The 23,974-nt window shown below is 64.1% G+C and carries 22 protein-coding genes; 10 read left to right on the forward strand and 12 right to left on the reverse strand.

Going from position 1 to position 23,974, the window contains the following annotated elements:
* Positions 1-26: 26 nt before the first annotated feature.
* Positions 27-470, reverse strand: a complete 444-nt coding sequence (locus CVM73_RS17710) for a cyclic nucleotide-binding domain-containing protein (RefSeq protein WP_018646009.1) — start codon at positions 468-470, stop codon at positions 27-29.
* 58 nt (positions 471-528) lie between these two features.
* Entirely contained in the window at positions 529-1,215 is a 687-nt protein-coding gene (locus tag CVM73_RS17715) for a response regulator transcription factor (protein ID WP_024338712.1), read from the reverse strand.
* Positions 1,216-1,417: 202 nt separating this feature from the next.
* Here CVM73_RS17715 and CVM73_RS17720 point away from each other — a divergent pair, with 202 nt between their 5' ends.
* Together CVM73_RS17720 and CVM73_RS17725 are read left to right on the forward strand one after the other, a co-directional pair.
* Positions 1,418-1,987: a L,D-transpeptidase family protein gene (locus CVM73_RS17720; protein ID WP_167406909.1), complete on the forward strand. Its 570-nt coding sequence runs from the start codon at positions 1,418-1,420 to the stop codon at positions 1,985-1,987.
* Positions 1,988-1,992: 5 nt separating this feature from the next.
* Positions 1,993-2,778, forward strand: a complete 786-nt coding sequence (locus CVM73_RS17725; RefSeq protein ID WP_100233229.1) for a 2-keto-4-pentenoate hydratase — start codon at positions 1,993-1,995, stop codon at positions 2,776-2,778.
* A 231-nt stretch (positions 2,779-3,009) separates the two neighbouring features.
* Here CVM73_RS17725 and CVM73_RS17730 read toward each other — a convergent pair whose 3' ends face one another.
* Positions 3,010-3,699 carry a YggS family pyridoxal phosphate-dependent enzyme gene (locus CVM73_RS17730; protein WP_100233230.1) on the reverse strand — a complete coding sequence of 230 codons (690 nt, stop codon included), beginning with the start codon at positions 3,697-3,699 and terminating at the stop codon, positions 3,010-3,012.
* Between the two features lie 109 nt (positions 3,700-3,808).
* Between CVM73_RS17730 and CVM73_RS17735 the strand changes: the two genes are divergently transcribed.
* Complete coding sequence (locus CVM73_RS17735; RefSeq protein ID WP_100233231.1) at positions 3,809-5,512, forward strand: diguanylate cyclase domain-containing protein; 1,704 nt, start codon at positions 3,809-3,811, stop codon at positions 5,510-5,512.
* An 83-nt stretch (positions 5,513-5,595) separates the two neighbouring features.
* Here CVM73_RS17735 and CVM73_RS17740 read toward each other — a convergent pair whose 3' ends face one another.
* Positions 5,596-6,642 (reverse strand): GGDEF domain-containing protein, encoded by a 1,047-nt coding sequence (locus CVM73_RS17740; RefSeq protein ID WP_208639215.1) that lies wholly within the window; start codon positions 6,640-6,642, stop codon positions 5,596-5,598.
* 191 nt (positions 6,643-6,833) lie between these two features.
* Here CVM73_RS17740 and leuS point away from each other — a divergent pair, with 191 nt between their 5' ends.
* From leuS to holA, 3 genes are all read left to right on the forward strand, one after another.
* Complete coding sequence (gene leuS, locus CVM73_RS17745) at positions 6,834-9,458, forward strand: leucine--tRNA ligase (protein ID WP_100233232.1); 2,625 nt, start codon at positions 6,834-6,836, stop codon at positions 9,456-9,458.
* A complete protein-coding gene (gene lptE / locus CVM73_RS17750) occupies positions 9,445-9,996 on the forward strand; it encodes an LPS assembly lipoprotein LptE (RefSeq protein ID WP_100233233.1) in 552 nt (183 codons plus the stop codon). The genes leuS and lptE overlap by 14 nt, the downstream gene beginning before the upstream one ends.
* A gap of 109 nt (positions 9,997-10,105) precedes the next feature.
* A complete protein-coding gene (holA, locus tag CVM73_RS17755) occupies positions 10,106-11,134 on the forward strand; it encodes a DNA polymerase III subunit delta (protein WP_100233234.1) in 1,029 nt (342 codons plus the stop codon).
* Between the two features lie 230 nt (positions 11,135-11,364).
* Here holA and CVM73_RS17760 read toward each other — a convergent pair whose 3' ends face one another.
* The 7 genes from CVM73_RS17760 to hemJ all read right to left on the reverse strand — a co-directional run bounded on the left by CVM73_RS17760 (position 11,365) and on the right by hemJ (position 20,131).
* On the reverse strand, positions 11,365-12,249 hold the full coding sequence (locus tag CVM73_RS17760; RefSeq protein ID WP_167406903.1) for a ParB/RepB/Spo0J family partition protein: 885 nt from the start codon (positions 12,247-12,249) through the stop codon (positions 11,365-11,367).
* A 149-nt stretch (positions 12,250-12,398) separates the two neighbouring features.
* Entirely contained in the window at positions 12,399-13,265 is an 867-nt protein-coding gene (locus CVM73_RS17765; RefSeq protein WP_100233236.1) for a ParA family protein, read from the reverse strand.
* Between the two features lie 28 nt (positions 13,266-13,293).
* Positions 13,294-13,935 (reverse strand): 16S rRNA (guanine(527)-N(7))-methyltransferase RsmG, encoded by a 642-nt coding sequence (rsmG, locus tag CVM73_RS17770; protein ID WP_245452324.1) that lies wholly within the window; start codon positions 13,933-13,935, stop codon positions 13,294-13,296.
* A gap of 138 nt (positions 13,936-14,073) precedes the next feature.
* Positions 14,074-15,954: a tRNA uridine-5-carboxymethylaminomethyl(34) synthesis enzyme MnmG gene (gene mnmG, locus CVM73_RS17775; protein WP_100233238.1), complete on the reverse strand. Its 1,881-nt coding sequence runs from the start codon at positions 15,952-15,954 to the stop codon at positions 14,074-14,076.
* 542 nt (positions 15,955-16,496) lie between these two features.
* Positions 16,497-17,867, reverse strand: a complete 1,371-nt coding sequence (mnmE, locus tag CVM73_RS17780) for a tRNA uridine-5-carboxymethylaminomethyl(34) synthesis GTPase MnmE (RefSeq protein ID WP_100233239.1) — start codon at positions 17,865-17,867, stop codon at positions 16,497-16,499.
* Positions 17,868-18,180: 313 nt separating this feature from the next.
* Positions 18,181-19,446 (reverse strand): transcription termination factor Rho, encoded by a 1,266-nt coding sequence (rho, locus tag CVM73_RS17785; RefSeq protein ID WP_028133442.1) that lies wholly within the window; start codon positions 19,444-19,446, stop codon positions 18,181-18,183.
* A 250-nt stretch (positions 19,447-19,696) separates the two neighbouring features.
* Positions 19,697-20,131, reverse strand: coding sequence for a protoporphyrinogen oxidase HemJ (gene hemJ / locus CVM73_RS17790; RefSeq protein ID WP_100233240.1), 435 nt, complete (start codon positions 20,129-20,131; stop codon positions 19,697-19,699).
* 459 nt (positions 20,132-20,590) lie between these two features.
* On the opposite strand from hemJ, the gene CVM73_RS17800 reads away from it, so the two are divergent.
* The 4 genes from CVM73_RS17800 to dnaQ are packed head-to-tail and all read left to right on the forward strand — an operon-like array spanning position 20,591 to position 23,414.
* Complete coding sequence (locus CVM73_RS17800; protein WP_100233242.1) at positions 20,591-21,430, forward strand: pyruvate, water dikinase regulatory protein; 840 nt, start codon at positions 20,591-20,593, stop codon at positions 21,428-21,430.
* Positions 21,431-21,438: 8 nt separating this feature from the next.
* Positions 21,439-22,047, forward strand: coding sequence for a Maf family protein (locus CVM73_RS17805; protein WP_100233243.1), 609 nt, complete (start codon positions 21,439-21,441; stop codon positions 22,045-22,047).
* A 23-nt stretch (positions 22,048-22,070) separates the two neighbouring features.
* Positions 22,071-22,670 (forward strand): dephospho-CoA kinase, encoded by a 600-nt coding sequence (gene coaE / locus CVM73_RS17810; protein WP_100233244.1) that lies wholly within the window; start codon positions 22,071-22,073, stop codon positions 22,668-22,670.
* Positions 22,671-22,697: 27 nt separating this feature from the next.
* Positions 22,698-23,414 (forward strand): DNA polymerase III subunit epsilon, encoded by a 717-nt coding sequence (dnaQ, locus tag CVM73_RS17815; protein WP_100233245.1) that lies wholly within the window; start codon positions 22,698-22,700, stop codon positions 23,412-23,414.
* On the opposite strand, the gene secB is transcribed toward dnaQ, so the two are convergent.
* Positions 23,405-23,890: a protein-export chaperone SecB gene (gene secB, locus CVM73_RS17820; RefSeq protein WP_100233246.1), complete on the reverse strand. Its 486-nt coding sequence runs from the start codon at positions 23,888-23,890 to the stop codon at positions 23,405-23,407. The genes dnaQ and secB overlap by 10 nt on opposite strands.
* Between the last annotated feature and the right edge of the window lie 84 nt (positions 23,891-23,974).

Genomic DNA, 23,974 nt, shown 5'->3' on the forward strand with positions numbered 1-23,974 from the left:
CTGCGCGCGCCCCGGAATGACAAGAGCTACGACGTCAGCTTCGCGCCCGCCATCAAGATATCGCTGGCGATCTGGCTGGAGCGCACCGCGAATTCGTCGCGCAGGCGGACGGCGGCGGCGGGATCGCTTTCGAGCACGCGCTGGAACAGGCTGCGTGCGACGCGGATGACGGAGGAATGCTCCAGTGCGATCGCGCTCGACGGCCGCTTCATCGGCACCACCAGCGCGAGCTCGCCGATCAGCGCGCCAGGACCTGCGATCATTTCGGCGCCGGCACCGTCTTCGACCCTGAAGGCGCCGCGCTGGACCACGAAGCCGGCATCGGCGTCGTCGCCGAGATTGAACAGGACGTCGCCGCGGACGAAGTCACGCTGCTCGGAACCGATCGCCAGCATGCGCAACGAGGCGTCTCCCAACAGGCGCAGTGTCGGGACACGCTCCAGAAGCGCTACATCATCGTCGATTGACATTCAGGTCCGAGGTTCGAGGGCACGCGATCTAAAACGATTCGCACGCCCCCGAAGCGTATCACGGCACCAGCTTGTAGCCACCGGCTTCCGTGACCAGGATTTCCGGGTTAGCCGCGTCCTTCTCGATCTTCTGGCGAAGGCGATAGATGTGGGTTTCCAGCGTGTGGGTGGTGACGCCGGAATTATAGCCCCAGACCTCCTGGAGCAGGGTCTCGCGCGACACCGGCATCTGGCCGGCGCGGTAGAGGAAGCGAAGGATGGCGGTTTCCTTCTCGGTGAGCCGCACCTTGCGCGCATTGGCCGCGGTCAGCATCTTCGAGCCGGGGCGGAAGGAGTAGGGACCGACCGAGAACACCGCGTCCTCGCTGGCTTCGTGCTGGCGGAGCTGGGCGCGGATGCGGGCCAGCAGAACAGCGAAGCGGAAGGGCTTTGCCACATAGTCGTTGGCGCCGGATTCCAGGCCCAGGATCGTGTCGGAATCGGTGTCGTGCCCGGTCAGCATGATGATCGGGGCCTTGAAGCCACCCTTGCGCAAGGAGCGAACCACCTCGCGGCCGTCGGTGTCGGGCAGGCCGACATCCATCAGAACCAGATCGGGGGAGTTGGCCTTGGCGGCGCTCGCGCCCTTGGCGCCGGTATCGACGGCGGAGGCTTCGAATTCTTCGTGTAGCGATAATTGCTCCACCAGCGTGTCGCGCAGATCGGTATCGTCATCCACGATCAGGATCTTGCGGGCGTTGGGCATGGGAGGTCATCCTTTTAGGGTCCGGCTCGGCGCGCATCCATGCCGCACCCAGCCGCGAGGGAAAGTTTAGGGTCGCCGTTGTTATTGTTGTTCGTGTTGAAGTAGTGGGCTGTTACCGATTCACAAGCCAGAAGCACTCTAACGCAGAATAGCAGGGCGTTTTGATGAATGTCCCGTAATGAATCCGACATTGCACGTTCACATGAAAAATAAAGCAGCTTCAGTTGGTTACGCGAGGAATCAAAGCGCCAGGCCGCTCTCCGCGATCCACGTTAAGCCTGCTGCCGGTAATCGGCGCCGGGGTTGGCTGACGGCCGGAGCGCTGACCATCCCGGTTGCGCTGGGGCGGGGCGGCATTCTGGCCAACAAGCGCGAGGGCGACGGCGGCACCCCCAGAGGCAGCTTCCGTCCCAGGCGGTTGTGGTGGCGGGCCGACCGGCACAGCCGCCCACAGACGTTCCTGCCGGCCCGGATGATCACCGGCGTGGACGCCTGGTGCGAGGATCCGCGGGACCGCCATTACAACCAGAGCATCCGGCGCGGCGAGGGGCAGGGCGGTGACCGGCTCAAGCGCGCCGACCATCTCTATGACTTCATCATCGAGATCGACCACAACACGCGACCACGCATCGCCGGCCGCGGCAGCGCGGTGTTCCTGCACCTCGCCCGCGACAATTTCGGCCCGACCGCGGGCTGCGTCTCCATGACGAAATCTGCGATGCTGCAATTGCTGCGGCGCTTGGGACCAAGAACAAGAATCATCATCGGGTGAGAGGCATGCTCGACGAGAATCAGATCGCCGCCGCTTCGCATGTGCTGGTCAAGCACTGGCGCGACGGCACCAAGCTGGACGCACTGCAGGCACCGCTGAGGCCGCGGAGTCGCGCCGAGGGCTACGCCATCCAGGCCGCGCTCGAACGACAATCGAGCGGAACATTGTTCGGATGGAAGATCGCGGCCACGAGCGAGGCCGGGCAGAAACACATCAATGTCGCCGGCCCCATGGCCGGTCGCATCATGAACGACACGGTGATCGCTGACGGCGGCACCGCGTCGATGAAGGGCAACGAGATGCGCGTCGGCGAACCTGAATTCGCCTTCCGCATGGGACGCGATCTGCCGCCCCGCGCGACGCCGTACACCGTCGAGGAAGTCCTCGCCGCGGTCGGGACCCTGCATCCCGCGATCGAGATTCCCGATTCGCGCTTTGTCGATTTCGCCGGCGCCGGCGAGGCGCAGCTCATCGCCGACAATGCCTGCGCCCATCTGTTCGTGCTCGGCGCGGCGACCTCGGCAGACTGGCGCGCGATCGATCTCGTCGAGGAACGGCCGCAGGTCACGCTACGCGGCGAGCGCTACATCGGCCACGGCAAGAACGTGCTCGGCGATCCCCGCATTGCGCTCGCCTGGCTTGCCAATGAGCTGCGCGGGCTCGGCATCACCTTGCGGGCAGGGGAGGTCGTGACGACAGGCACATGCCATCCGCCACTGGCTATCCAGGCCGGCGATCATTTGGCGGCGGATTTTGGTGTGCTGGGCAAGGTGTCGGTGGGGTTCGCGTAGGCGCGGCTCGCACGCCGCCGTCATTGCGAGCGCCACGCTTCGCGCGCGCGCCCCGGACGCAGCGCAGCGCTTCTTCAGCGGTGCGCTGCAGAGCCGGGGCCCATTCCGCCGCACTGTACAATCTCGCTCTGGGTCCCGGCTCTGCGCCGCAACGCTTCGGCGTTGCAGCTTGTCCGGGACACGAGAATGACCGTCGAGGATGCACGTACTCCGTTGCCGGGTATGGCCTTCCTACCGGTGCCCGAAGATCGCGCTCCCCACGCGCACATGGGTGGCACCGAGCATGATCGCGGTCGCAAAATCGGCGCTCATGCCCATCGAGAGATTCTTCAAGCCGTTGCGCGCGGCGATCTTGGCGGTCAGCGCGAAGTGCGCCGCCGGCGGTTCGTCGACCGGCGGGATGCACATCAGACCGGAGATCGTCAGACCATAAGTGTCGCGGCAGCTCGCGAGGAAGGCGTCGGCCTCGCCGGGCGCGATGCCGGCCTTCTGCGGTTCCTCGCCGGTGTTGATCTGGACGAAGAGCTGCGGGTGCTTGTTCTGGGATTCGATTTCCTTGGCTAACGCTTGGCAAATGCTCGGGCGGTCGACCGAATGGATGGCGTCGAACAGTGCGACGGCCTCTTTTGCTTTGTTGGATTGCAGCGGCCCGATCAGATGCAGCGCGATATCGGGGTAAACAGACGTTAACGCCGGCCACTTGGCTTTTGCCTCCTGCACCCGATTCTCGCCGAATACGCGCTGTCCGGCGGCGATAACCGGGGTAATTGCATCGGCCGCGAAAGTCTTGGACACCGCGATCAGCGTCACGGAGGCGCGATCACGCTGCGCATCCTTGCAGGCGCGTGCAATCTCGGCTTCGACCGCGGCAAGTGCGTTTGGTGAATGGCCGGTTACCGGCGCGGTGTTGTCTTTTGTCATGACGTCTCTTGGCTGAGATCGTAGCCCGAGTTAAGTCCAATTTTACCGAGTTCACGAAACAGTTTTTGAACCCTTCGCTTTACCTTGGCCCACGGGGTGGGTAGCGAAGATGGCAAGCGTCAGTCTCAACCGCAAACGAGCGAAACTCAAGCAGGTTCTCGGAATCCGGGCGCGGCTTGCGTTGCTCGCGGTGATTCTCGTGACGCCCTTGATGCTCGAGCGCATCCGTTCGCTCGAAAACACGCGCGTGCGGCAGATCGCGCAAGCTGCGGCCGAATTCACCACGGTGGCAAGGCACAGCGCCGATGCGCAGCGTGAGGTGATCTCGTCGGTCGAGACCATCCTGAAATCGGAGGCCTTCATCCGCGCTTCCGCCGGCGGCATCAGCAAGAGCTGCGACGTGCTGCGCGCGAGCCTGCCGTCGAGCCTTCCCTGGATCCGCACGCTTCTGATCGCCGGCCAGGACGGGCGCATCCAATGCGCCACCAACAACATGTATGTCGGCCTCGATCTCAGTGACCGGCCGTACTTCCAGCAGGCGCAGGAGACCGGTCGCTTCATACTGAGCGACTTCATCATGTCGCGGCCGGTGCCGTCGCCGACGGTGATGGCGGTCTATCCGGTCTCCGCCTTCAGCGGGGTACCCGATGCCGTCGTGCTCGCCACCGTCAACCTCGACTGGATGTCGAAGGTCATGAGCAATCTGGGCGGTCGCGCCGGCATCACCGCGGTGCTGGTCGACAGCGCGGGCACCGTGCTGGCGGCGCCGGCCGATCAGCACAGTGCAGTCGGCCGTCCGCTCGACAACTTGCCCCTGATGTCCGCAATCGCCGACAAGGCGCTGCGGTCCGACCAGGATGAGGGGTCACTGTCTTTCCTCGCCGCCGACGGCTCCCGCCGTGCGGTCAGCTATATCCGCATCGCCGGCACCAATGCTCGCCTGATCGCCAGCATCGACGAAGACAAGGTGTCCGCAGCGGTCAGCCGCGACATCCGCACCGCATATCTGCAGCTCGCTTTCGTCCTCATGTTCGTCCTGCTCGGCGCGCTGATCGCCGCCGAGAAGCTGGTGATCAAGCCGATCGAGATGCTCGCCGACATGGCCAAGCGTCTCGGCGAGGGCGACCTGTCGGCCCGCGCGGCACGCAATCGGCTGCCGGCCGAGTTCGTGCCGCTGGCCCGCGCGTTCAACGCGATGGCTGCGCAGCTGAGCCAGCGCGAGCGCGAGCTGATCGCAAGCAACGACCGCCTGACGGTGATGGCTTCGATCGACATGCTGTCCGGTCTCGCCAATCGCCGCGGTTTCCAGAGCCGGCTCGACTTCGAATGGATGCGAGCACAGCAATATGGCAGCGAGCTCGCGCTTCTGATGATCGACGTCGACCATTTCAAGCTGTTCAACGATACCTACGGCCATCTCGAAGGCGATTCCTGCCTGACGCGGCTTGGCGAATCGCTGTCCGGCATCGCCGCCGACACGATGGGCTTTGCGGCGCGCTATGGCGGCGAGGAGTTCTGCCTGCTGCTGCCGAACACGGACGTGAACCGCGCCGTCGAGATCGGCGAGCAGGTGCGCGCGGCTGTGCTGAAGCTGTGCCTGCCGCACATCACCTCCGCCCACATGATCGTCACGGTCTCGATCGGCGTCGCCGCGACGAAGCCCAACGAAGCCTTGCGTCCCGGCGACCTGATCGAAGCCGCCGACGCCGCGCTCTACGCCGCCAAGCATCGTGGCCGCAACAACGTCGTCGAGCACGGCGTGCAGGCGATCGCGACCGGCGCGGCTGAGATGATGATGGTGGCGAGCGCCTAAGGCGTGACGAGATCAGTTTGATTGCTGGAGCGGAGGTGCACTCCCTCTCCCGCAAGCGGGAGAGGTGAACGAGCCTGCAGAGCCTACCCCGCAGCCCCGGCCCGCTCGAGCTCGATCTCCGTCACCACGCGATTGCGTCCGCCGCCCTTGGCGAGATAGAGCGCGCGGTCGCAACGCTCGATCAGATCGGTGATTGCCTCGCCCGTCCGGTACTGCGCCACACCGATCGACACGCTGATGTTGGGCAGGGTCTCTCCGGTCGAGCGGCGCGTGATCGTGCATTCGGCGATCGCGCGCCTGATGCGTTCGGCGATCTCGGCGCAAGTGGCGAGATCGGCGTCCGGCATCACCGCGATCAGCTCCTCGCCGCCATAGCGGGCCGGCAGATCCTGCACGCGAACCTTTTCGCGCAGCACCTTGGCCATCAGGCGCAACACCTGGTCGCCGACGCCGTGACCGAAATTGTCGTTGAAGGACTTGAAGTGGTCGATGTCGAGCAAGAGCACGCTGAGCGGCTCGCCCCATTCCGCAGTCGCCTGCGCCTTGCGCAGGAATTCATCGAGCGCCCGCCGGTTCGCCAGGCCCGTCAGCATGTCGGTCCGGGCGCGCTGCTCGGACCTCGACAGCGAATCGCGGATCACGTCGAGCTCGCGGGTCTTTTCCGCAAAGCCTGCCTCCAGCCGCGTCGCCTTGGTGGCGGCCCGCGCCAGCTCGTTCATGAGCTGGGCGACCAGCAGTTTTGGATCGACGCCGGCCCTGCCCTGGTCGGCCACCTGGCTGATGACCTGCATCTGCGAATGATTGTCGGCGATCGCAGTCGCCAGAAACTCCTTTGCGGCCCCCATGAGCGCCTGCAGCCGCTCGGACGTGTCGACCGCGACGGCACTCACCTGGGGCGCGACATAGGTCTCGAACAGATCCTGATTGGTACGCGCGTCGAACGGACGATTGTGGTCGATCAGGAGATCGATCGCGTTGCGCAGATCGTCATGGCTGCCGGCGAAATATTGGAACCAGACGGCGAAATTGGCCGGGGTCGGCGCAATCCGCTGTTCGGCCATGCTCCGCATCGCCCGTCCGGCGATGGACGCGGCATAGTCATAATCGGGATCGTCGAAGCTGGAATCCATCGCGGTCCTGCGGCCCTGTCGGGCCGCAAATTGGCATTGACCCCTTAATCACACCCCAACGGCGGCCTCGGTATTTCTGCGGAGCAGCCAAAAGGTTCCCGAGCTGCGGCAACCCATTGACCCCTTGCGGACTTCTATGGCCTAGTCCGCCGTCTTGAGACGGCCGAACCCACGAAAAACCCAACGATTCCATGACCTCCGAACGCTATAACGCCCGCGACGCCGAACCGCGCTGGCAACGCCTCTGGGACGAGCAGGCGATCTTCGTCTCCAAGAACGACGATCCGCGGCCGAAATACTATGTGCTCGAGATGTTCCCCTACCCCTCCGGGCGGATCCATATCGGCCATGTCCGGAATTACACGCTCGGCGACGTGCTGGCCCGCTTCATGCGCGCCAAGGGATTCAACGTGCTGCATCCGATGGGCTGGGACGCCTTCGGCCTGCCGGCGGAGAACGCCGCGATCGAGCGCAAGGTCGCACCGAAGGCCTGGACCTACGACAACATCGCCGCGATGAAGAAGCAGCTCCGCTCGATCGGGCTGTCGCTGGACTGGTCCAGAGAGATCGCGACCTGCGATCCCTCCTATTACAGGCACCAGCAGAAGATGTTCCTGGACTTCCTGCGCGCAGGCCTCGCCGAGCGCGAGCAGCGCAAGGTGAACTGGGACCCCGTCGACATGACCGTGCTCGCCAACGAGCAGGTGATCGACGGCCGCGGCTGGCGTTCGGGCGCAGTGGTCGAACAACGGGAAATGAGCCAGTGGGTCTTCAAGATCACGAAGTACTCGCAGGAGCTGCTGTCGGCGCTCGACGGGCTGGATCGCTGGCCCGACAAGGTGCGGCTGATGCAGCGCAATTGGATCGGCCGCTCCGAAGGCCTCTTGGTCCGCTTCGCGCTGGATGCGGCGACGACGCCCGCCGGCGAGGGCGAGCTGAAGATCTTCACCACGCGTCCGGACACGCTGTTCGGCGCAAAGTTCATGGCGATCTCGGCGGATCATCCGCTGGCACAGGCCGCCGCTGCCAGGAACCCGAAACTTGCCGAGTTCATTGCCGAGATCAAGAAGATCGGCACCGCACAGGAGATCATCGACACCGCGGAGAAGCAGGGATTCGACACCGGCATCCGCGCGGTGCACCCGTTCGACCCGAGCTGGAAGCTGCCGGTCTATGTCGCCAACTTCGTGCTGATGGAATACGGCACTGGCGCGATCTTCGGCTGCCCGGCGCACGATCAGCGCGACCTCGACTTTGTCAACAAGTACAGTCTCGGCAACACACCGGTGGTGTGCCCGGAAGGCCAGGATCCCAAGAGCTTCGTCATCACCGACACTGCCTATGACGGTGACGGTCGCATGATCAATTCGCGCTTCCTCGACGGCATGACCATCGATCAAGCCAAGGAAGAGGTAGCGAAGCGTCTCGAGACGGAGCTGCGCGGCAATGCGCCGGTCGGCGAGCGGCAGGTCAATTTCCGCCTGCGCGACTGGGGCATCTCACGCCAGCGCTATTGGGGCTGCCCAATTCCCGTCATTCACTGTCCGAAGTGCGATGTGGTGCCGGTGCCGGATGCCGACCTGCCCGTGAAGCTGCCTGACGATGCGACCTTCGACAGGCCGGGCAACGCGCTCGATCACCATCCGACCTGGAAGCACGTCACCTGCCCGCAATGCGGCGGGAAGGCGCAACGCGAAACCGACACCATGGACACCTTCGTGGATTCGTCCTGGTACTTTGCGCGCTTCACCGATCCCTGGAACGAGGCCACGCCGACGACGCCCGCGGTCGCCAACCGGATGCTGCCGGTCGACCAATATATCGGCGGCGTCGAGCACGCGATCCTGCATCTGCTCTACAGCCGCTTCTTCACCCGCGCCATGAAGGCGACGGGGCACATTGCGCTGGACGAGCCGTTCGCCGGCATGTTCACGCAGGGCATGGTGGTGCACGAGACCTACCAGAAGGCCGACGGCAGCTATGTGCAGCCGGCCGAGGTGAAGATCGAGGTCGGCGGCAACGGGCGTCGCGCGACGCTGCTGACGTCAGGCGAGGACATCCAGATCGGCCCGATCGAGAAGATGTCCAAGTCGAAGAAGAACACGGTCGACCCCGACGACATCATCGAGACCTACGGCGCCGACGTCGCCCGCTGGTTCATGCTGTCGGACTCCCCGCCCGACCGCGACGTGATCTGGAGCGACGAGCGCGTTCAGGGCGCCTCGCGATTCGTGCAGCGGCTGTGGCGGCTGGGGAACGATTCCGTCGAGCTCGGCAAGGCTGCGCCGGCAGCCCGGCCGGCCAGCTTCGGCCCGGACGCCACTGCCTTGCGCAAGGCCGCCCACGGCGCGCTGGACAAGGTCACCACCGGGATCGAGCGGCTGCACTTCAACGTCTGCCTCGCCCATATCCGCGAGTTCACCAATTCGTTCTCGGAGGTGCTCCAGCGCCCCGGCCAGCCGCCCGCCGATCTCGCCTGGGCGATCCGCGAAGCCAGCCAGATCCTGGTCCAGCTGTTCTCGCCGATGATGCCGCATCTGGCCGAGGAGTGCTGGCAGGTTCTGGACCAGAAGGGGCTGGTTTCGGAGGCCAACTGGCCCCAAATCGAACGCGATTTGCTGGTTGAGGACAGCGTGACCCTGGTGGTCCAGGTCAACGGCAAGAAGCGGGGTGAGGTCACAGTTGCAACAGCGGCCCAGAATCCGGAAATCGAGGCTGCCGTTTTGGCCCTCGATGCGGTAAAGCTGGCCCTGGACGGCAAGCCCGTCCGCAAGGTGATCATCGTTCCCAAGAGGATCGTGAATGTTGTCGGCTAGGATCCGCATCGCAGCCCGCTTGCTGGCAGTCGCCGCGCTGGCGGCGCTGACGGCCGGCTGCTTCCAGCCGATGTATGCCGAGCGCAGCGACGGCACCCCAGGCCTGCGCGAGAAGCTGATGGGGGTCGAGCTGCCCCCGATCAGCAAGCCCAATGCTTCCCGAGAGGCCCGCGTCGGCGTCGAAATCCGTAACGCGCTGGCCTTCAAGCTTTACGGCACGGCGACGGGCATGCCGCCGACCCACCGGCTCGACATCCGCTTCACCACCAGCCGCTCCTCGCTGATCGTCAGCGCCACGACGGGACTGCCGACCAGCGAAAATCTCGGCATCGACGCCCAGTACAATCTGATCGAGGTCGCGACCGGCAAGTCGGTCATGACCGGCTCGACCTTCTCGCGCGTCTCCTATGACATGCCGGGATCCTATCAGCGCTTCTCGCGCACCCGCGCCGTGCGCGATGCCGAGGATCGCGCCGCCAACGAGATCGCCGAGAACATCACCACCCGGCTCGCCTCGTTCTTCACCGCGGGCACCTGATTCATTCTCGTCATTCCGGGGCTCGCGAAGCGAGAGCCCGGAATCTCGATCCATAACCTCTGGATTCCGGGTTCGCGCGCTGCGCGCCCCGGAATGACAATTGGGCCCGATGGTCGCGCTGCGCGGAAAAGAGATCGACGCCTTCCTCGCCCGCCCCGATGCGGGCCGTCCGATCATCCTACTCTACGGTCCCGATGCCGGCCTCGTGCGCGAGCGCGCCGATGCGCTGATCGCTTCCAGCGTCGACGATCCCAACGATCCGTTCTCGCTGGTCAGGCTCGACGGCGACGAGCTTTCCGCCGAGCCTTCGCGCCTCGTCGACGAAGCCATGACGGTGCCGCTGTTCGGCGGCCGCCGCGCTATCCGCGTTCGCGCCGGCTCGCGCAGCTTTGCCAGCGGCATCGAGACGCTGGCCGAGATGAACGTGAAGGATTGCCGGATCGTGATCGAGGCCGGCGAGCTGCGCCCGGAATCGCCGCTGCGCAAGGCTTGCGAGAAGGCCAAGACGGCGGTCGCAATCGGCTGCTATCCCGACACCGAGCGCGATCTTGCGAGGCTAATGGAGGACGAGCTCCGGATCGCGAACTTGCGCATCACGCAGGACGCCCGTGCGGCACTGATGTCGTTCCTCGGCGGTGACCGCCAGGCCTCACGCAACGAGCTGCGCAAGCTGACGCTCTACGCCCATGGCAAGGGCGAGGTCACGCTGGATGACGTCATGGCCGTGGTCGCCGATGCCTCCGAGCTGAAGCTCGATCCGATCGTCGACGGCGCCTTTGCCGGGCGGCCCGACATCGTCGAGACTGAATTCGCCAAGGCCATGATCGCCGGCACCTATCCCGGCGTGATCATCTCCGCCGCGCAGCGCCAGGCTGCGTGGCTGCACAAATCCGCGCTCGCCATCGCCGACGGCCAGCCTGCCTCCGCCGTGCTCGACGGCGGCTTTCCGCGCCTGCATTTTTCACGAAAGCCCGCGGTGGAGACCGCGCTGCGCAATTTCAGCCCGGCGCGGCTCGCCGCCATCATCGAGCAGCTCGCGACCGCCGCGCTCGACACCCGCAAGCAGTCCACCCTCGCCGCCGCCATCGCCCAGCGCACGCTGATGGCGATCGCGGCGAATGCGAAGCGGCGGGGCTAGGCACAGCGCTCTCCGCGTCATTCGAGCGTAGCTCTCTCGACTCATATTGCGAACGCAATGACGGAGCGTAGCGCTAAATCCGTCATACTGAGGTGCGAGCCGCACGGCGCAACGCGGCGCGCGGAAAGCCTCGAAAGATGAACGGCCGGGATGCAGCAGGGCCGTCGCCCTTCGAGGGCCGCTGAAGAAGCGGCCACCTCAGGGTGACGGCGATAGAGCGTTGCTGCGGCCTACAGCGCACCCTTGGCGAGCCGCTTCATCACCTCGTCGAGCTGATCGAGGTTGCGGTAGTTGATCTGCACGGAGCCGCCGGGATCGCGATGATTGACGGTGACCTTGAGGCCGAGCGCATCGCTGACGCGCTTTTCGAGATCGATCGTATCGGGGTCCTTTTCCTTCGCCCCAGCGCGCGCCTTCTGCGGCTTGCGCTCCGGCACGCCTTCGTCATGCGCGAGCGCCTCGGCCTGGCGGACGTTGAGTCCCTCCTCGACGATGCGCTTGGCGGCAGCGAGCGGATCGGGCACGCCGATCAGCGCGCGGGCGTGGCCGGCCGTCAATTCGCCGGTCGCGATGAAGGCCTGCACCTCGGCCGGCAGTTTCGTCAGCCGCATCATGTTGGCGACGTGGCTGCGGCTCTTGCCGACGACCTTTGCGATGTCGTCCTGGCTGCGTTTGAACTCGTTGGCGAGCGCGTGATAGCCCTGCGCCTCTTCCATCGGGTTGAGGTCCTCGCGCTGCACGTTCTCGACGATCGCGAACTCCAGCGCGTCGCTGTCGCTGATGTCGACCGGCACGATCGGCACTTCGTGCAGGCCGGCCATTTGCGACGCACGCCAGCGCCGTTCGCCGGCGATGATCTCGTAGCGATCCTGCGCGCCCTTCACCGGACGCACCACGATCGGCTGGATCACGCCATGCTGCTTGATGGAGTCAGAGAGCTCCTTCAACTCCACGTCCGAAAACGTGCGGCGCGGATTGCGCGGATTGGGCTTGATGAATTCGATCGGCACCTTGCGCTGCGCGCGCGGACGATCGACATGCTGAGCCTCGCCGCCGACATCCCCGATCAGACTTGCAAGACCCCGGCCCAGTCGCGAACGCGCTTCGTCGGCCATCGCCAGCTCCCTTGGATTCACGGTGCAGCACTCCAGAACTGAATTGTCGAATTTCGAATCTTGGGGTGGGCAAAGCGGAGCGTGCCCACCAGTTGTGTGCGGAAGATGGTGGGCACGGCGAAGACGCCTTTGCCCACCCTACGGCTCCATCAATGTGCGACGCGCAGCTCGCGCTCGCGCTGGATCACTTCGGTGGCGAGGCGCAGATAAGCTTCGCTGCCGACGCATTTGAGATCGTAGACCAGCACCGGCTTGCCGTAGGACGGCGCTTCCGAGATGCGCACATTGCGCGGGATCATGGTCTTGTAGACCTTCTCCCCCATGAACTGGCGCACGTCAGCGACGACCTGGTTCGAGAGGTTGTTGCGCGAGTCGAACATGGTCAGCACGATGCCGTGGATCGACAGGTTCGGATTGAGGGTCGAGCGCACCTGCTCCACCGTCTGGAGCAATTGCGACAGACCTTCGAGCGCGAAGAACTCGCATTGCAGCGGCACCAGGATCGCGTCGGACGCGGCCATCGCGTTCACCGTGAGCAGGTTGAGCGAGGGCGGGCAATCGATCAGCACATAGGTGTAGTCGGCGTCCGGCGAGACGTTGTTGTTGAGCGCGGCGATGGCGTCGCGCAACTTGAAGGCGCGGCCGGGCGTGGTGCCGAGCTCAAGCTCGAGGCCAGAGAGATCCATCGTCGAGGGCGCGATATGCAGCCGCGGCACCGCGGTCGAGACCACCGCCTCGCGCAAGGCGGCTTCGCCGACCAGCACGTCGTAGGTCGAGCAGGAGCGGTTGCGGCGATCGATGCCGAGGCCGGTCGAGGCGTTGCCCTGCGGATCGAGATCGACGATCAGGACGCGCTCGCCGATCGCCGCGAGCGCCGTGCCGAGATTGATCGCGGTGGTTGTTTTTCCCACACCGCCCTTTTGATTTGCCAGCGCCAGGATGCGCGGATGGCCCTGCGGGACTTCAGCCGGCTGTTCCTGGGCGGTCTGGTCTTGCGGCTCGTCAGTCACGCTCATCGAAACTCCCCATTCACCCCTGAACGCCTCAGCTGCGCCGTTCGGCGGCATTCAGCTCCACGATCCATCCGTCGCCGGTGCGGCTTGGGTGGAGCTGCGGCTGAATATTCCAATATTTAGCGGCTTCGGTCAATTCAGCCTCTACATCTTGACCCTTGAGGAACAACGCCTTCGCGCCCTGGCGCATCAGCGGCTCCGCAAAGCCGATGAGTTGATGTAGCGGAGCCAGCGCACGCGCGGTGACGCAATCGACGGGGCCGGTGATTCTATCCACATTATCCCCGATCTCAGCGAGATGTACGACTCCCGGAGATGTGGTGACGCGAATCGCTTCGCGCAGGAACGCTGCTTTCTTGGCGATTCGCTCGACGAGGTGGACGCTCGCGCCCGGCGTGCCCGCCATGGCGCAGGCCAGGACGACGCCGGGAAAGCCGCCGCCGCTACCGAGATCGGCCCAGTGCCTTGCGGTCGGCGCGAGATCGACGAGCTGGAGCGAATCGGCGATGTGCCGGGTCCAAAGGTGCGGCAGCGTCGAGGGCGCGACGAGATTGGTCTTGGCCTGCCACGCCCGGAGCAGCGCGATGTAGCGATCGAGCCGGGCTTCGGTTTCATGTGAAACGGGAGCGAGCTTGAGGGCCGCAATCTTGTCGGCGGCGATGATCGCGTCCAGTGACTGATCGTTGGCAAAGGCCTTGTCGATTCTCGGTCTGGCCGGTGCCGGCTCGGGCCGCCGAGCGCCCTCACCCGCTTCGGGTCGTCGCGATAGCGGTTTGTCCCCGCCCGATCCGCGCTGTTTCACGTGAAACGCCTATGCGATTGCCTTGGAGGTTTTCCGAGCTTCGCGGCGCAGATAAGCCGCGAGGATGCCGAGCGCCGCGGGCGTCATGCCATCGATCCGGCCGGCTTGGCCGACGGTGAACGGCCGGGCCTTCTCCAGCTTTGCGCGGACTTCGTTGGAGAGACCCGGGACGAGGTTGTAGTCGACCTCTGACAGCACCATCCCCTCGTCGCGCCGGAAGGCTTCGACGTCGGCGCTCTGGCGCTCCAGATAGACGTCATACTTGGCGTCGATCTCGAGATGAGTGGCGATAACGGGATCAATGGCAGACAGCTCCGGCCAGATCGCGCAGACCTGGCTCCAGCCGATTTCTGGATACGCCATCAGCTCGAACACCGAGCGGCGCTGGCCATCCCGGTTCAGCGACAGCCCGTGCTTGATCGCTTCATTCGGGGTGATGGTCAGCGACTTCGAGAGCGTCCTGACGGCGTTCAGGGCGTCCATCTTGGCGCGGTGATGCCTGATACGGGCACTGCCGACGCATCCCAGCGCGATGCCCTTCTCGGTCAGGCGCTGATCGGCATTGTCAGCCCGCAGCGTCAGCCGATACTCGGCCCTGGAGGTGAACATCCGATAAGGCTCGGTGATCCCGCGGGTCACGAGGTCGTCGATCATCACACCAAGATAGCCATCGGCACGGTCGAACACCGTCAGCGCAGCGCCGCTGGCGGAGAGCGCGGCATTTAGGCCAGCGACGATGCCCTGCCCGGCGGCTTCCTCATATCCGGTGGTGCCGTTGATCTGCCCGGCCAGGAACAGGCCACGCAGACGCTTGGTCTGCAGGGTCGGATCGAGCTCGCGGGGATCGATGTGGTCGTATTCGATGGCGTAGCCCGGACGGACCATCTTCACCCGCTCCAGGCCGGCAATGCTGGCGAGGATCGCGAGCTGGACTTCCTCGGGGAGCGAGGTCGAGATGCCGTTGGGATAGACTGTGCTGTCGTCGAGCCCTTCCGGCTCCAGGAAGATCTGGTGGCCGTCGCGGTCGCCGAACCGGACGATCTTGTCCTCGATCGAGGGGCAATAGCGCGGCCCGGAGCTCTTGATCTGGCCGGAGTACATCGGGGAGCGATGGACATTGGCCCGGATCACCTCATGGGTCGCGGGCGTGGTCCGGGTGATCCCGCACTGGATCTGCGGGGTCGTGATCCGCTTGGTCATGACCGAGAACGGCTCCGGCGGCTCATCTCCGGGCTGCATTTCGACCGCCGACCAGTCGATCGTGGTGCCGTCCAGACGCGGCGGCGTCCCGGTCTTCAGCCGTCCGAGGGTGAAGCCGGCACGCTCGAAGGAGGCCGAAAGACCCATCGCCGGGGCCTCGCCGACGCGACCGGCGGGCCAGTTCTTCTCGCCGAGATGGATCAGGCCGCGCAGGAAGGTGCCGGTTGTGACCACGATCGCCCCTGCCCGAAGCTCCCGGCCATCGGCCAGACGCAGTCCCGTGACCCGGCCATCGACTACGAAAAGCTCATCGGCCTCGCCTTCGATCACGGAGAGCCCATCGGTCTCCCGGATCGCGGCCTGCATCGCCGCCGCATAGAGCTTCCGGTCGGCCTGGGCCCGCGGACCCCGGACCGCTGGACCTTTGCGGCGATTGAGCACCCTGAATTGGATGCCGCCGGCATCACCGACACGGCCCATCAGACCATCGAGAGCGTCGACTTCGCGAACCAGATGGCCCTTGCCGAGACCGCCGATGGCGGGATTGCAGGACATCGCGCCGATCGTGGAGAAACGATGCGTCACCAGGGCAGTCGCTGCTCCCATCCGGGCCGCCGCTGCCGCAGCTTCACAGCCGGCGTGGCCGCCGCCAATCACGATGACGTCGAAACTTGCTTGCTCTGTTCGCATGAGCGGACTTCTAACTCAGAGGCGGAAAAGCCGGAAGTGGAAACTGGGACGGGTGTTTCACGTGAAACGGAGGCGGCTGCTCTCAGGTCGAGACGTTTTTCGCGAAAACAACCCCATGCACAGTAGGAAGCGCGTTGATCCACCTCATGTTTCGCGTGAAACTAGATCGAGGCCCTTGGCCGGATGATCGAGCAAAAGCCTTATCAGGTGCCCGTTATCTCGCTGCCTGAGCTGACGGTTGGACCCGAGACAATCGCGTCACACTCCGTGATTGCGAGCGCAGCGCAATCCAGAGTCTCGCGACGGAGGTAGTCTGGATTGCTTCGTCGCAAGGGCTCCTCGCAATGACGAGAATTGGGGCATGGCCGTCGGCCTTAACGCCCCCTGAAGCGATATCAGACCGCGCAACGGGCGGTCGCCCTAGCCCTAGCGTTGTTTCACGTGAAACAGCCAGAAATCCTTAGGCAGGAACATCCCACCTGCTGTTTCACGTGAAACGCAAGAACTGGAACAAGCGCTAGTTCTACAATGAAGAACTAGCGTTACTTTCCGATGCAGAACTTCTGGAAGATGGCCCCGAGGACGTCTTCGACGTCCACCCGGCCCAACAGGCGACCCAAGGCATAGGCCGCGGCACGCAGCTCTTCGGCCGCGAGCTCTTCGCCCTCTTCTACAAGCTCCAGACTCCGGCGCAAGCTGTCTAACGCCTGACGCAACAGGTCGCGTTGGCGGGTCCGGGTCACCAAGGCACCCTCGGTCGTCCCGAAAAAATTGGCGGCGAATTCTACGAGCGCACTGATCAACTCGGGAATGCCATCGCCCCGGCTTGCCGAGATCCCGAACTCGCCAGCCGGCTCGGCTCCTCCGGCCCCGCCAGGGTCGATGCCAAGGTCGATCTTGTTGCGCACGATCCAGACCGAGCCGCGGGATCGATCGCTTCCATCGCCGGGCGTCCACAGCGGCGGCCTTGCGCCCTGTTCGATCAAACGACCGCCCTCGACCAGCCACAACACCAGGTCAGCGTCTTCGGCGCGCGCCCTCGCCCGGCGCACACCTTCCTGCTCCACGGGATCATCGGTCTCGCGAATGCCGGCGGTGTCGATCACCGTGACGGGATAGCCGTCGAGATCGAGCTGCACCTCGATGACGTCGCGCGTGGTCCCGGCATGCGGCGAGACGATCGCGACCTCGCGGCGCGCAAGCTGATTCATCAGCGTCGACTTGCCGACGTTCGGCTCGCCCGCAATCGCAACCACCAGGCCGTCGCGCAAGCGTTCAGCTTGTCCCTGTGCCGCAAGGACTTTTGCGATTTCGTCGTGAAGCGCCCTGATCGCCTTCACCGCCGGCGCCCTCAGCTCCGCCGGCACATCGCCTTCATCGGAAAAATCGATGCCGGCCTCGATCAGCGCCGAGGCCTCGATGATTCGCTCGCGCCAATCGCGCGCACGGTCGCCGAGCAGGCCTTGCAACTGCCGCAGCGCCTGGCGCCGTTGCCGATCGGTGTCAGCGTGGATGAGGTCATCGAGACCCTCGGCCTCGGTGAGGTCGAGCTTGCCGTTCTCGAAGGCCCGCCGGGTAAACTCGCCCGGCTCAGCCGTGCGTGTATTCGGAATATCGGAAATTGCGGCGAGGAGCGCCACCAGCACCGCCCGGCCGCCATGGACGTGAAATTCGGCGATGTCCTCGCCGGTCGCGCTGCCCGGCCCTGGAAACCAGAGCACCACCGCATCGTCGATCGGCTGGCCCGCACTGTTGCGGAGCAGCCGGCGGCTCGCCTGTCGCGGCACCGGCAGCTTGCTCGCGAGCGTCGTCAGCACCAGGCCGGCCTGCGAGCCAGACACGCGCACCACGGCGATCGCGCTGGGCGCCCGCCCGGATGACAGCGCAAAAATGGTCTGGTCTCGCGGATGCATGGCCTATTTGTCGGGCTCCCGGCGAAAAGGCAAACATCCGTTTTTAGCCGCCGAGCGGCGGGATTTTGCTGCACCAGATTCCGCAGCAAGCTCGTATTGCGCTGCAGCATACCCGCAAGCACTTTTGCTGCGGGAAAAGCCTTCCGCACAACGGACAGGCTGATCGAACTTCAAGTATTATTTTTATATATCAACAGATTAAAGGACATCTAGGGTCAGGTCGCTGGCTGCCCTTTATGCTGCGCCTCCGCTGCAGCAAAGCCGCACAACAAAAGGGCGCCCGAAGGCGCCCCTGATCTTTGCTGCAGTCCACTCAGGTGTTCATGGAGTCGAAAAACTCCGAATTGCTCTTGGTCGAGCGCAGCTTGTCGAGCAGGAAGTCGATCGCGTCCATCGTGCCCATCGGATTGAGGATGCGGCGGAGCACGTACATCTTCTTGAGGACCTGCGGATCGGTGATGAGCTCTTCCTTGCGGGTGCCGGAGCGCGAGATGTCGATCGCCGGGAAGGTGCGCTTGTCCGAGACCTTGCGGTCGAGGATCAGCTCCGAGTTACCGGTGCCCTTGAACTCTTCGAAGATGACTTCGTCCATGCGGCTGCCGGTATCGACCAGCGCGGTCGCGATGATCGTCAGCGAGCCGCCCTCCTCGATGTTACGGGCGGCGCCGAAGAAGCGCTTCGGGCGCTGGAGCGCGTTGGCGTCGACACCGCCGGTCAGGACCTTGCCGGATGACGGCACCACCGTGTTGTAGGCGCGGCCGAGGCGGGTGATCGAATCGAGCAGGATCACGACGTCGCGGCCATGCTCGACCAGGCGTTTGGCTTTTTCGATCACCATCTCGGCGACCTGGACGTGACGCACTGCCGGCTCGTCGAAGGTCGAGGACACCACCTCACCCTTCACCGAGCGCTGCATGTCCGTGACTTCTTCCGGACGTTCGTCGATCAAGAGCACGATCAGATAGCATTCGGGGTGATTGTGCGTGATCGAGTGCGCGATGTTCTGCATCAGCACGGTTTTGCCGGTCCGCGGCGGCGCCACGATCAAGGCGCGCTGGCCCTTGCCGATGGGAGCAACGATGTCGATCACGCGTGCAGACAGGTCTTTCCGCGTCGGATCGTCGATCTCCATGCGGAAACGCTGGTTCGGGAACAGCGGCGTGAGGTTGTCGAAATTGACCTTGTGCTTGGCCTTTTCCGGGTCCTCGAAATTGAGCGTGTTGACCTTCAGCAGCGCAAAATAGCGCTCGCCTTCTTTCGGGCTGCGGATATGGCCTTCGATGGTGTCGCCGGTGCGCAGGCCGAAACGGCGGATCTGCGAGGGCGAAACGTAGATGTCATCGGGGCCCGGCAGATAGTTGGCATCGGGCGAGCGGAGGAAGCCGAAGCCATCGGAGAGCACCTCAACGACGCCTTCGCCGACGATGTCGGTCTCGGCGAGTGCGAGCTGCTTGAGGATGGCAAACAGCAGCTCCTGCTTGCGCATGGTGCTGGCGTTCTCGACCCCGTGCTCTTCCGCGAACGAGACCAGCTCGGCCGGGGTTTTCGACTTGAGGTCCTGGAGTTTGATTTCCCGCATTGGGGTGGTCCTGTGGGGTAACCTGAAAAGAGGGGGGTGCGAGGAGGCTCTGAAATGCGGACGTGAGAAGGTAAGGTCCGCAGGTCTGGCAAGGTGAGTGCCGGTGAGGCTTCAAACCTGATGCGGTGTCCGGCCTCTGGAAAGCTCGGACACAACCACATCCGCCTGCGTTGGGTGGGATATCGATAATATAGAAAATCGCTTCCCGCTCCGCAAGCCGAAGCGCTGAGCTAATCGTCGCGCGCCCTGCCTAGAACGGTTTCACGATCACCATGATGACGATGAAAATCATCAGGACGGTCGGCACCTCATTGATAATCCGATAGAATTTCTGGCTGCGCGGGCGCCGGTCGGCGGCAAAATCCTTGCACCAGCGCGAAAAAAAGCCGTGGACCGCGGACAGCACCAGGACCAGTGCCAGTTTTACGTGCAGCCAGCCGAACGAGAACCAATGGCCGGACCAGGCGAGATAGAGCCCTGCGAGCCAGGTGACGATCATGGCGGGATTGATGATCGCCTTGAGCAGCCGACGCTCCATGATCTTGAACGTCTCGGACTGCTTCGAGCCGATTTCGGCCTCGCAATGATAAACGAACAGCCGTGGCAGATAGAGCATGCCGGCCATCCAGGAGATGACGGCAATCACGTGCAGCGCCTTGATCCAGAGATAGACGTCTTCGAACATTTTCGCGGTCCGGATTGATGCCCAGGTCGGGGAACGCTGGGGATAGTAAGAACCCGTTAAGGTCTTACCCTGCACACATATCCGTCCGTAGCGCCTTCCTCAAATCTAGAATCTTAGATTCTTAAGGTTTGAGTCTATGTGACCGTGGATTGGACTCACGCAATTCCATCCGCGAGTTCACGCGCGCTTGTTCACATTCATCCACATATCCCTGACAGCTCTGGCGACTTCCGATAAGTCAGTCGGCTTCAAAGGCTTGCGCGTTTCTGTCGGCAGCTTATCAAGGGAGTTGCCCGCGCAATCCCGTTTTCGTCTCGGCAAGGTGCCGGACTTGTTCTGACAGGTAGCGGTGTGAAGAAAATCGGCCGTTGTCCCGCCCCTGGTGTCGCACATCCCTTTCCGAGGGGTTAAGCTCCACAGAAATCCACAAACCACCCCACCGAAATTCAAAGGGTTTTTGTGCCGACCTCGAACAATTATTTCCATCTGCACCTGGTCTCGGACTCCACGGGTGAGACGCTCATCACGGTGGCGCGCGCGGTCGCGGCCCAATACGCCAACGTGACGCCGGTCGAGCACGTCTATCCGCTGGTGCGCAGCCAGAAGCAGCTCGACCGCGTGCTCGACGAGATCGAGGAAGCGCCGGGGATCGTGCTGTTCACGCTGCTCGAGAAGGATCTGGTCGCGAGACTCGAGGACAAGTGCAAGCAGATCAACGTTCCGAGCCTGTCGATCATCGGTCCGGTGATGCAGCTGTTCGAAGCCTATCTGGGCGCGGCGACCACGGGCCGCGTCGGCGCCCAGCACGTCCTCAACGCGGAATATTTCAAGCGCATCGATGCCTTGAACTACACGATGATTCACGACGACGGTCAGCACGTTGAAGGTCTCGACGAGGCCGACGTGGTGCTGGTCGGCGTGTCCCGCACCTCGAAGACGCCGACATCGATCTATCTTGCCAATCGCGGCATCCGCACCGCCAACGTGCCGCTGGTTCCGGGCATTCCGGTGCCCTCGCAATTGGAGACGCTGACGCGGCCGCTGGTTGTCAGCCTGCACGCGACGCCGGAACGCCTGATCCAGATCCGCCAGAATCGCCTGCTCTCAATGGGGGCCGAATCCGGCAGCGACACCTATACCGACAAACAATCGGTCACCGAGGAGGTCGCGTTTGCTCGCAAGCTGAGCGCCAAGCATGACTGGCCGCTGCTGGACGTCACGCGCCGCTCGATCGAGGAAACCGCGGCGGCGATCATGAAGCTCTACAGCGATCGCCAGCGCAACCGGCCTTCGGAATAGCTTCCGCCATGGCTCTGTGGCGCGGCATATCCCCGTTGATCCTGGCCTCGCAAAGCAGCGCGCGCAAAATGCTGCTGGCCAATGCCGGGCTCGAATTCGAGGCCGTGACGGCCGATATCGACGAGCGCGGCATTCAGGCCGCCTCAAGATTGTCCAATCCGCGCGAGATCGCCCTGTTGCTGGCGCGAGAAAAGGCCAAGGCGGTTTCGGTGGGTCATCCGGGGAGCTACGTGATCGGCGCGGATCAGACATTGGCTCTTGGGATGCGTCTCTTCAACAAGCCTGCAGTCCGCGCACAGGCGTTGGCGCAATTGCGCGATCTCGCCGGCAGGAGCCACGAGCTGAATTCCGCCGTAGCCGTGGCGCATGATGGCCAGATTGTTTTCGAGGATGTGTCAGTCGCCCGCATGACCATGCGAGAGATGACCGAGGCCGAGCTCTCGGCCTATCTCGACGCTGCCGGCGAGGCCGTCACGACCAGCGTCGGCGCCTATCAGCTCGAAGGCCTCGGCATCCACCTGTTCGAACGGATCGAGGGCGATCATTTCACCATTCTCGGCCTGCCGCTGCTGCCGCTGCTTGCGTTCCTGCGGAGCGAACAGCTAATTGCGGTGTAGATGCTAGAGAAGGCTGGGCGCTGATGCGAATCCTGGGACTGACCGGCTCGATCGGGATGGGCAAATCCACCACCGCAAAGTTGTTCGCGGAGGCTGGCGTGCCTGTCTACGACGCCGATGCCGCCGTGCATCAGCTCTATGAAGGCGAAGCGGCGCCGGCGATCGAGGCCGCCTTCCCCGGCACCACCGTGAACGGCAAGGTCGACCGGCAAAAACTGTCGGCGCGCGTCGTGCATGATCCTGCCGCGATCAAGCAGCTCGAGCAGATCGTTCATCCGATGCTTGGCGCCTCCCGGCAGAAATTCTTCGCCGATGCCGAGGCCGCCAAGGTGCCGGTGGTGGTGCTGGACATCCCGCTGCTGTTCGAGACCGGCGGCGAGAAGCGGGTCGACGCCGTGGTCGTGGTCTCGACCTCGCCCGAACTCCAGCGCGAGCGGGTGCTGGCGCGCGGCACCATGGACCAAACCAAGCTCGACGCGATCATCGCCAAGCAGACGCCCGATGCCGAGAAACGCAAGCGGGCCGATTTCGTGGTGGATACCTCACACGGACTTGAGCCGGTGCGCGCTCAAATCAAGCACATCCTGGCCGAGGTCGTTAAGATGCCGCAGCGGCGAGCCTGATTCGCCGTCTCACACGGCCTCCCGATCATGCGCGAAATCGTCCTCGACACCGAAACCACCGGCCTCGATCCGCTCCGCGGCGATCGCCTGGTCGAGATCGGCTGCGTCGAGATCTTCAACCGCATGCCGACGGGGCAAAGCTTCCACGTCTACATCAACCCTGAACGGGACATGCCGGCGGAAGCCTTCGCGGTGCACGGACTGTCGTCCGAATTCCTGGCGACGAAGCCATTGTTCCACGAAATCGCCGACGAGTTTCTCGAGTTCATCGGCGACGCCCCGCTGGTAATCCACAACGCCTCGTTCGACGTCGGCTTCATCAATGCCGAGCTTGACCGCATCAAGCGCGTCGCGATCCCGCGCGAGCGCCTGGTCGACACGCTGCTGCTGGCGCGTCGCAAGCATCCCGGCGTGTCGAACCGGCTCGACGATCTCTGCTCGCGCTACGCCATCGACAATTCACACCGTACCAAGCACGGCGCGCTGCTGGACGCCGAGCTGCTGGCTGAGGTCTATGTCGATCTGGTCGGGGCGCGGCAGTCGCAGCTGCTGCTGGCTTCGGACACCCAGGAGATTCGCGTCAGTGCGACCGGCGATGCGCCGCGGCGGCAACGCCTGGTGCCGCTCGCGCCGCGGGTTTCAGATGCCGAGCGCGAGGCCCATCGGGCCTTCATCGCGACGATGGGCGAAAAGGCGATCTGGAACGAGTACCTGCCCGCTCCAGCCGCAGCGGCTCAGGCCTGACCGGCTTGTCCCTGAGCGGCCATTTGCCGCTCCATGTTCTGGCGATAGAGACCGACGAAGTCGACCGGATCCAGCATCAGGGGCGGGAACCCGCCGTCGCGCACCGCGGTCGCGATGATCTCGCGCGCGAACGGGAACAGCAGGCGCGGACACTCGATCATGACCAGCGGGTGCAGGTTCTCCTTGGGCACGTTGACGATCCGGAACACGCCGGCATAGGCGAGCTCGAACGAGAACATCACCTTACCTGCAGTCTCGGCCTTGCCCTCGACCGACAACGTCACCTCGAACTCCTGTTCGCTGAGGTTGTTGGCGCTGACATTGATCTGGATGTTGATCTGCGGCGGCTGGCCCTGCTGCTGGAGCGAGCTCGGCGCGTTGGGATTTTCGAACGAAAGGTCCTTGGTATATTGCGCCAGCACGTTGAGCTGGGGAGCCTGGGCCGCCTCGGGAGGGGTGCCGTTACCGTTGGTCATGAGAGTCTCTCCTTACCCGATTGGGGCTGAATTTCGCGGCGGTTGGGTAACATAGGGCCGCCTCGTTCCACAAGGACGAACGGT

It is taken from the genome of Bradyrhizobium forestalis (assembly GCF_002795245.1).
Taxonomy (GTDB): domain Bacteria; phylum Pseudomonadota; class Alphaproteobacteria; order Rhizobiales; family Xanthobacteraceae; genus Bradyrhizobium; species Bradyrhizobium forestalis.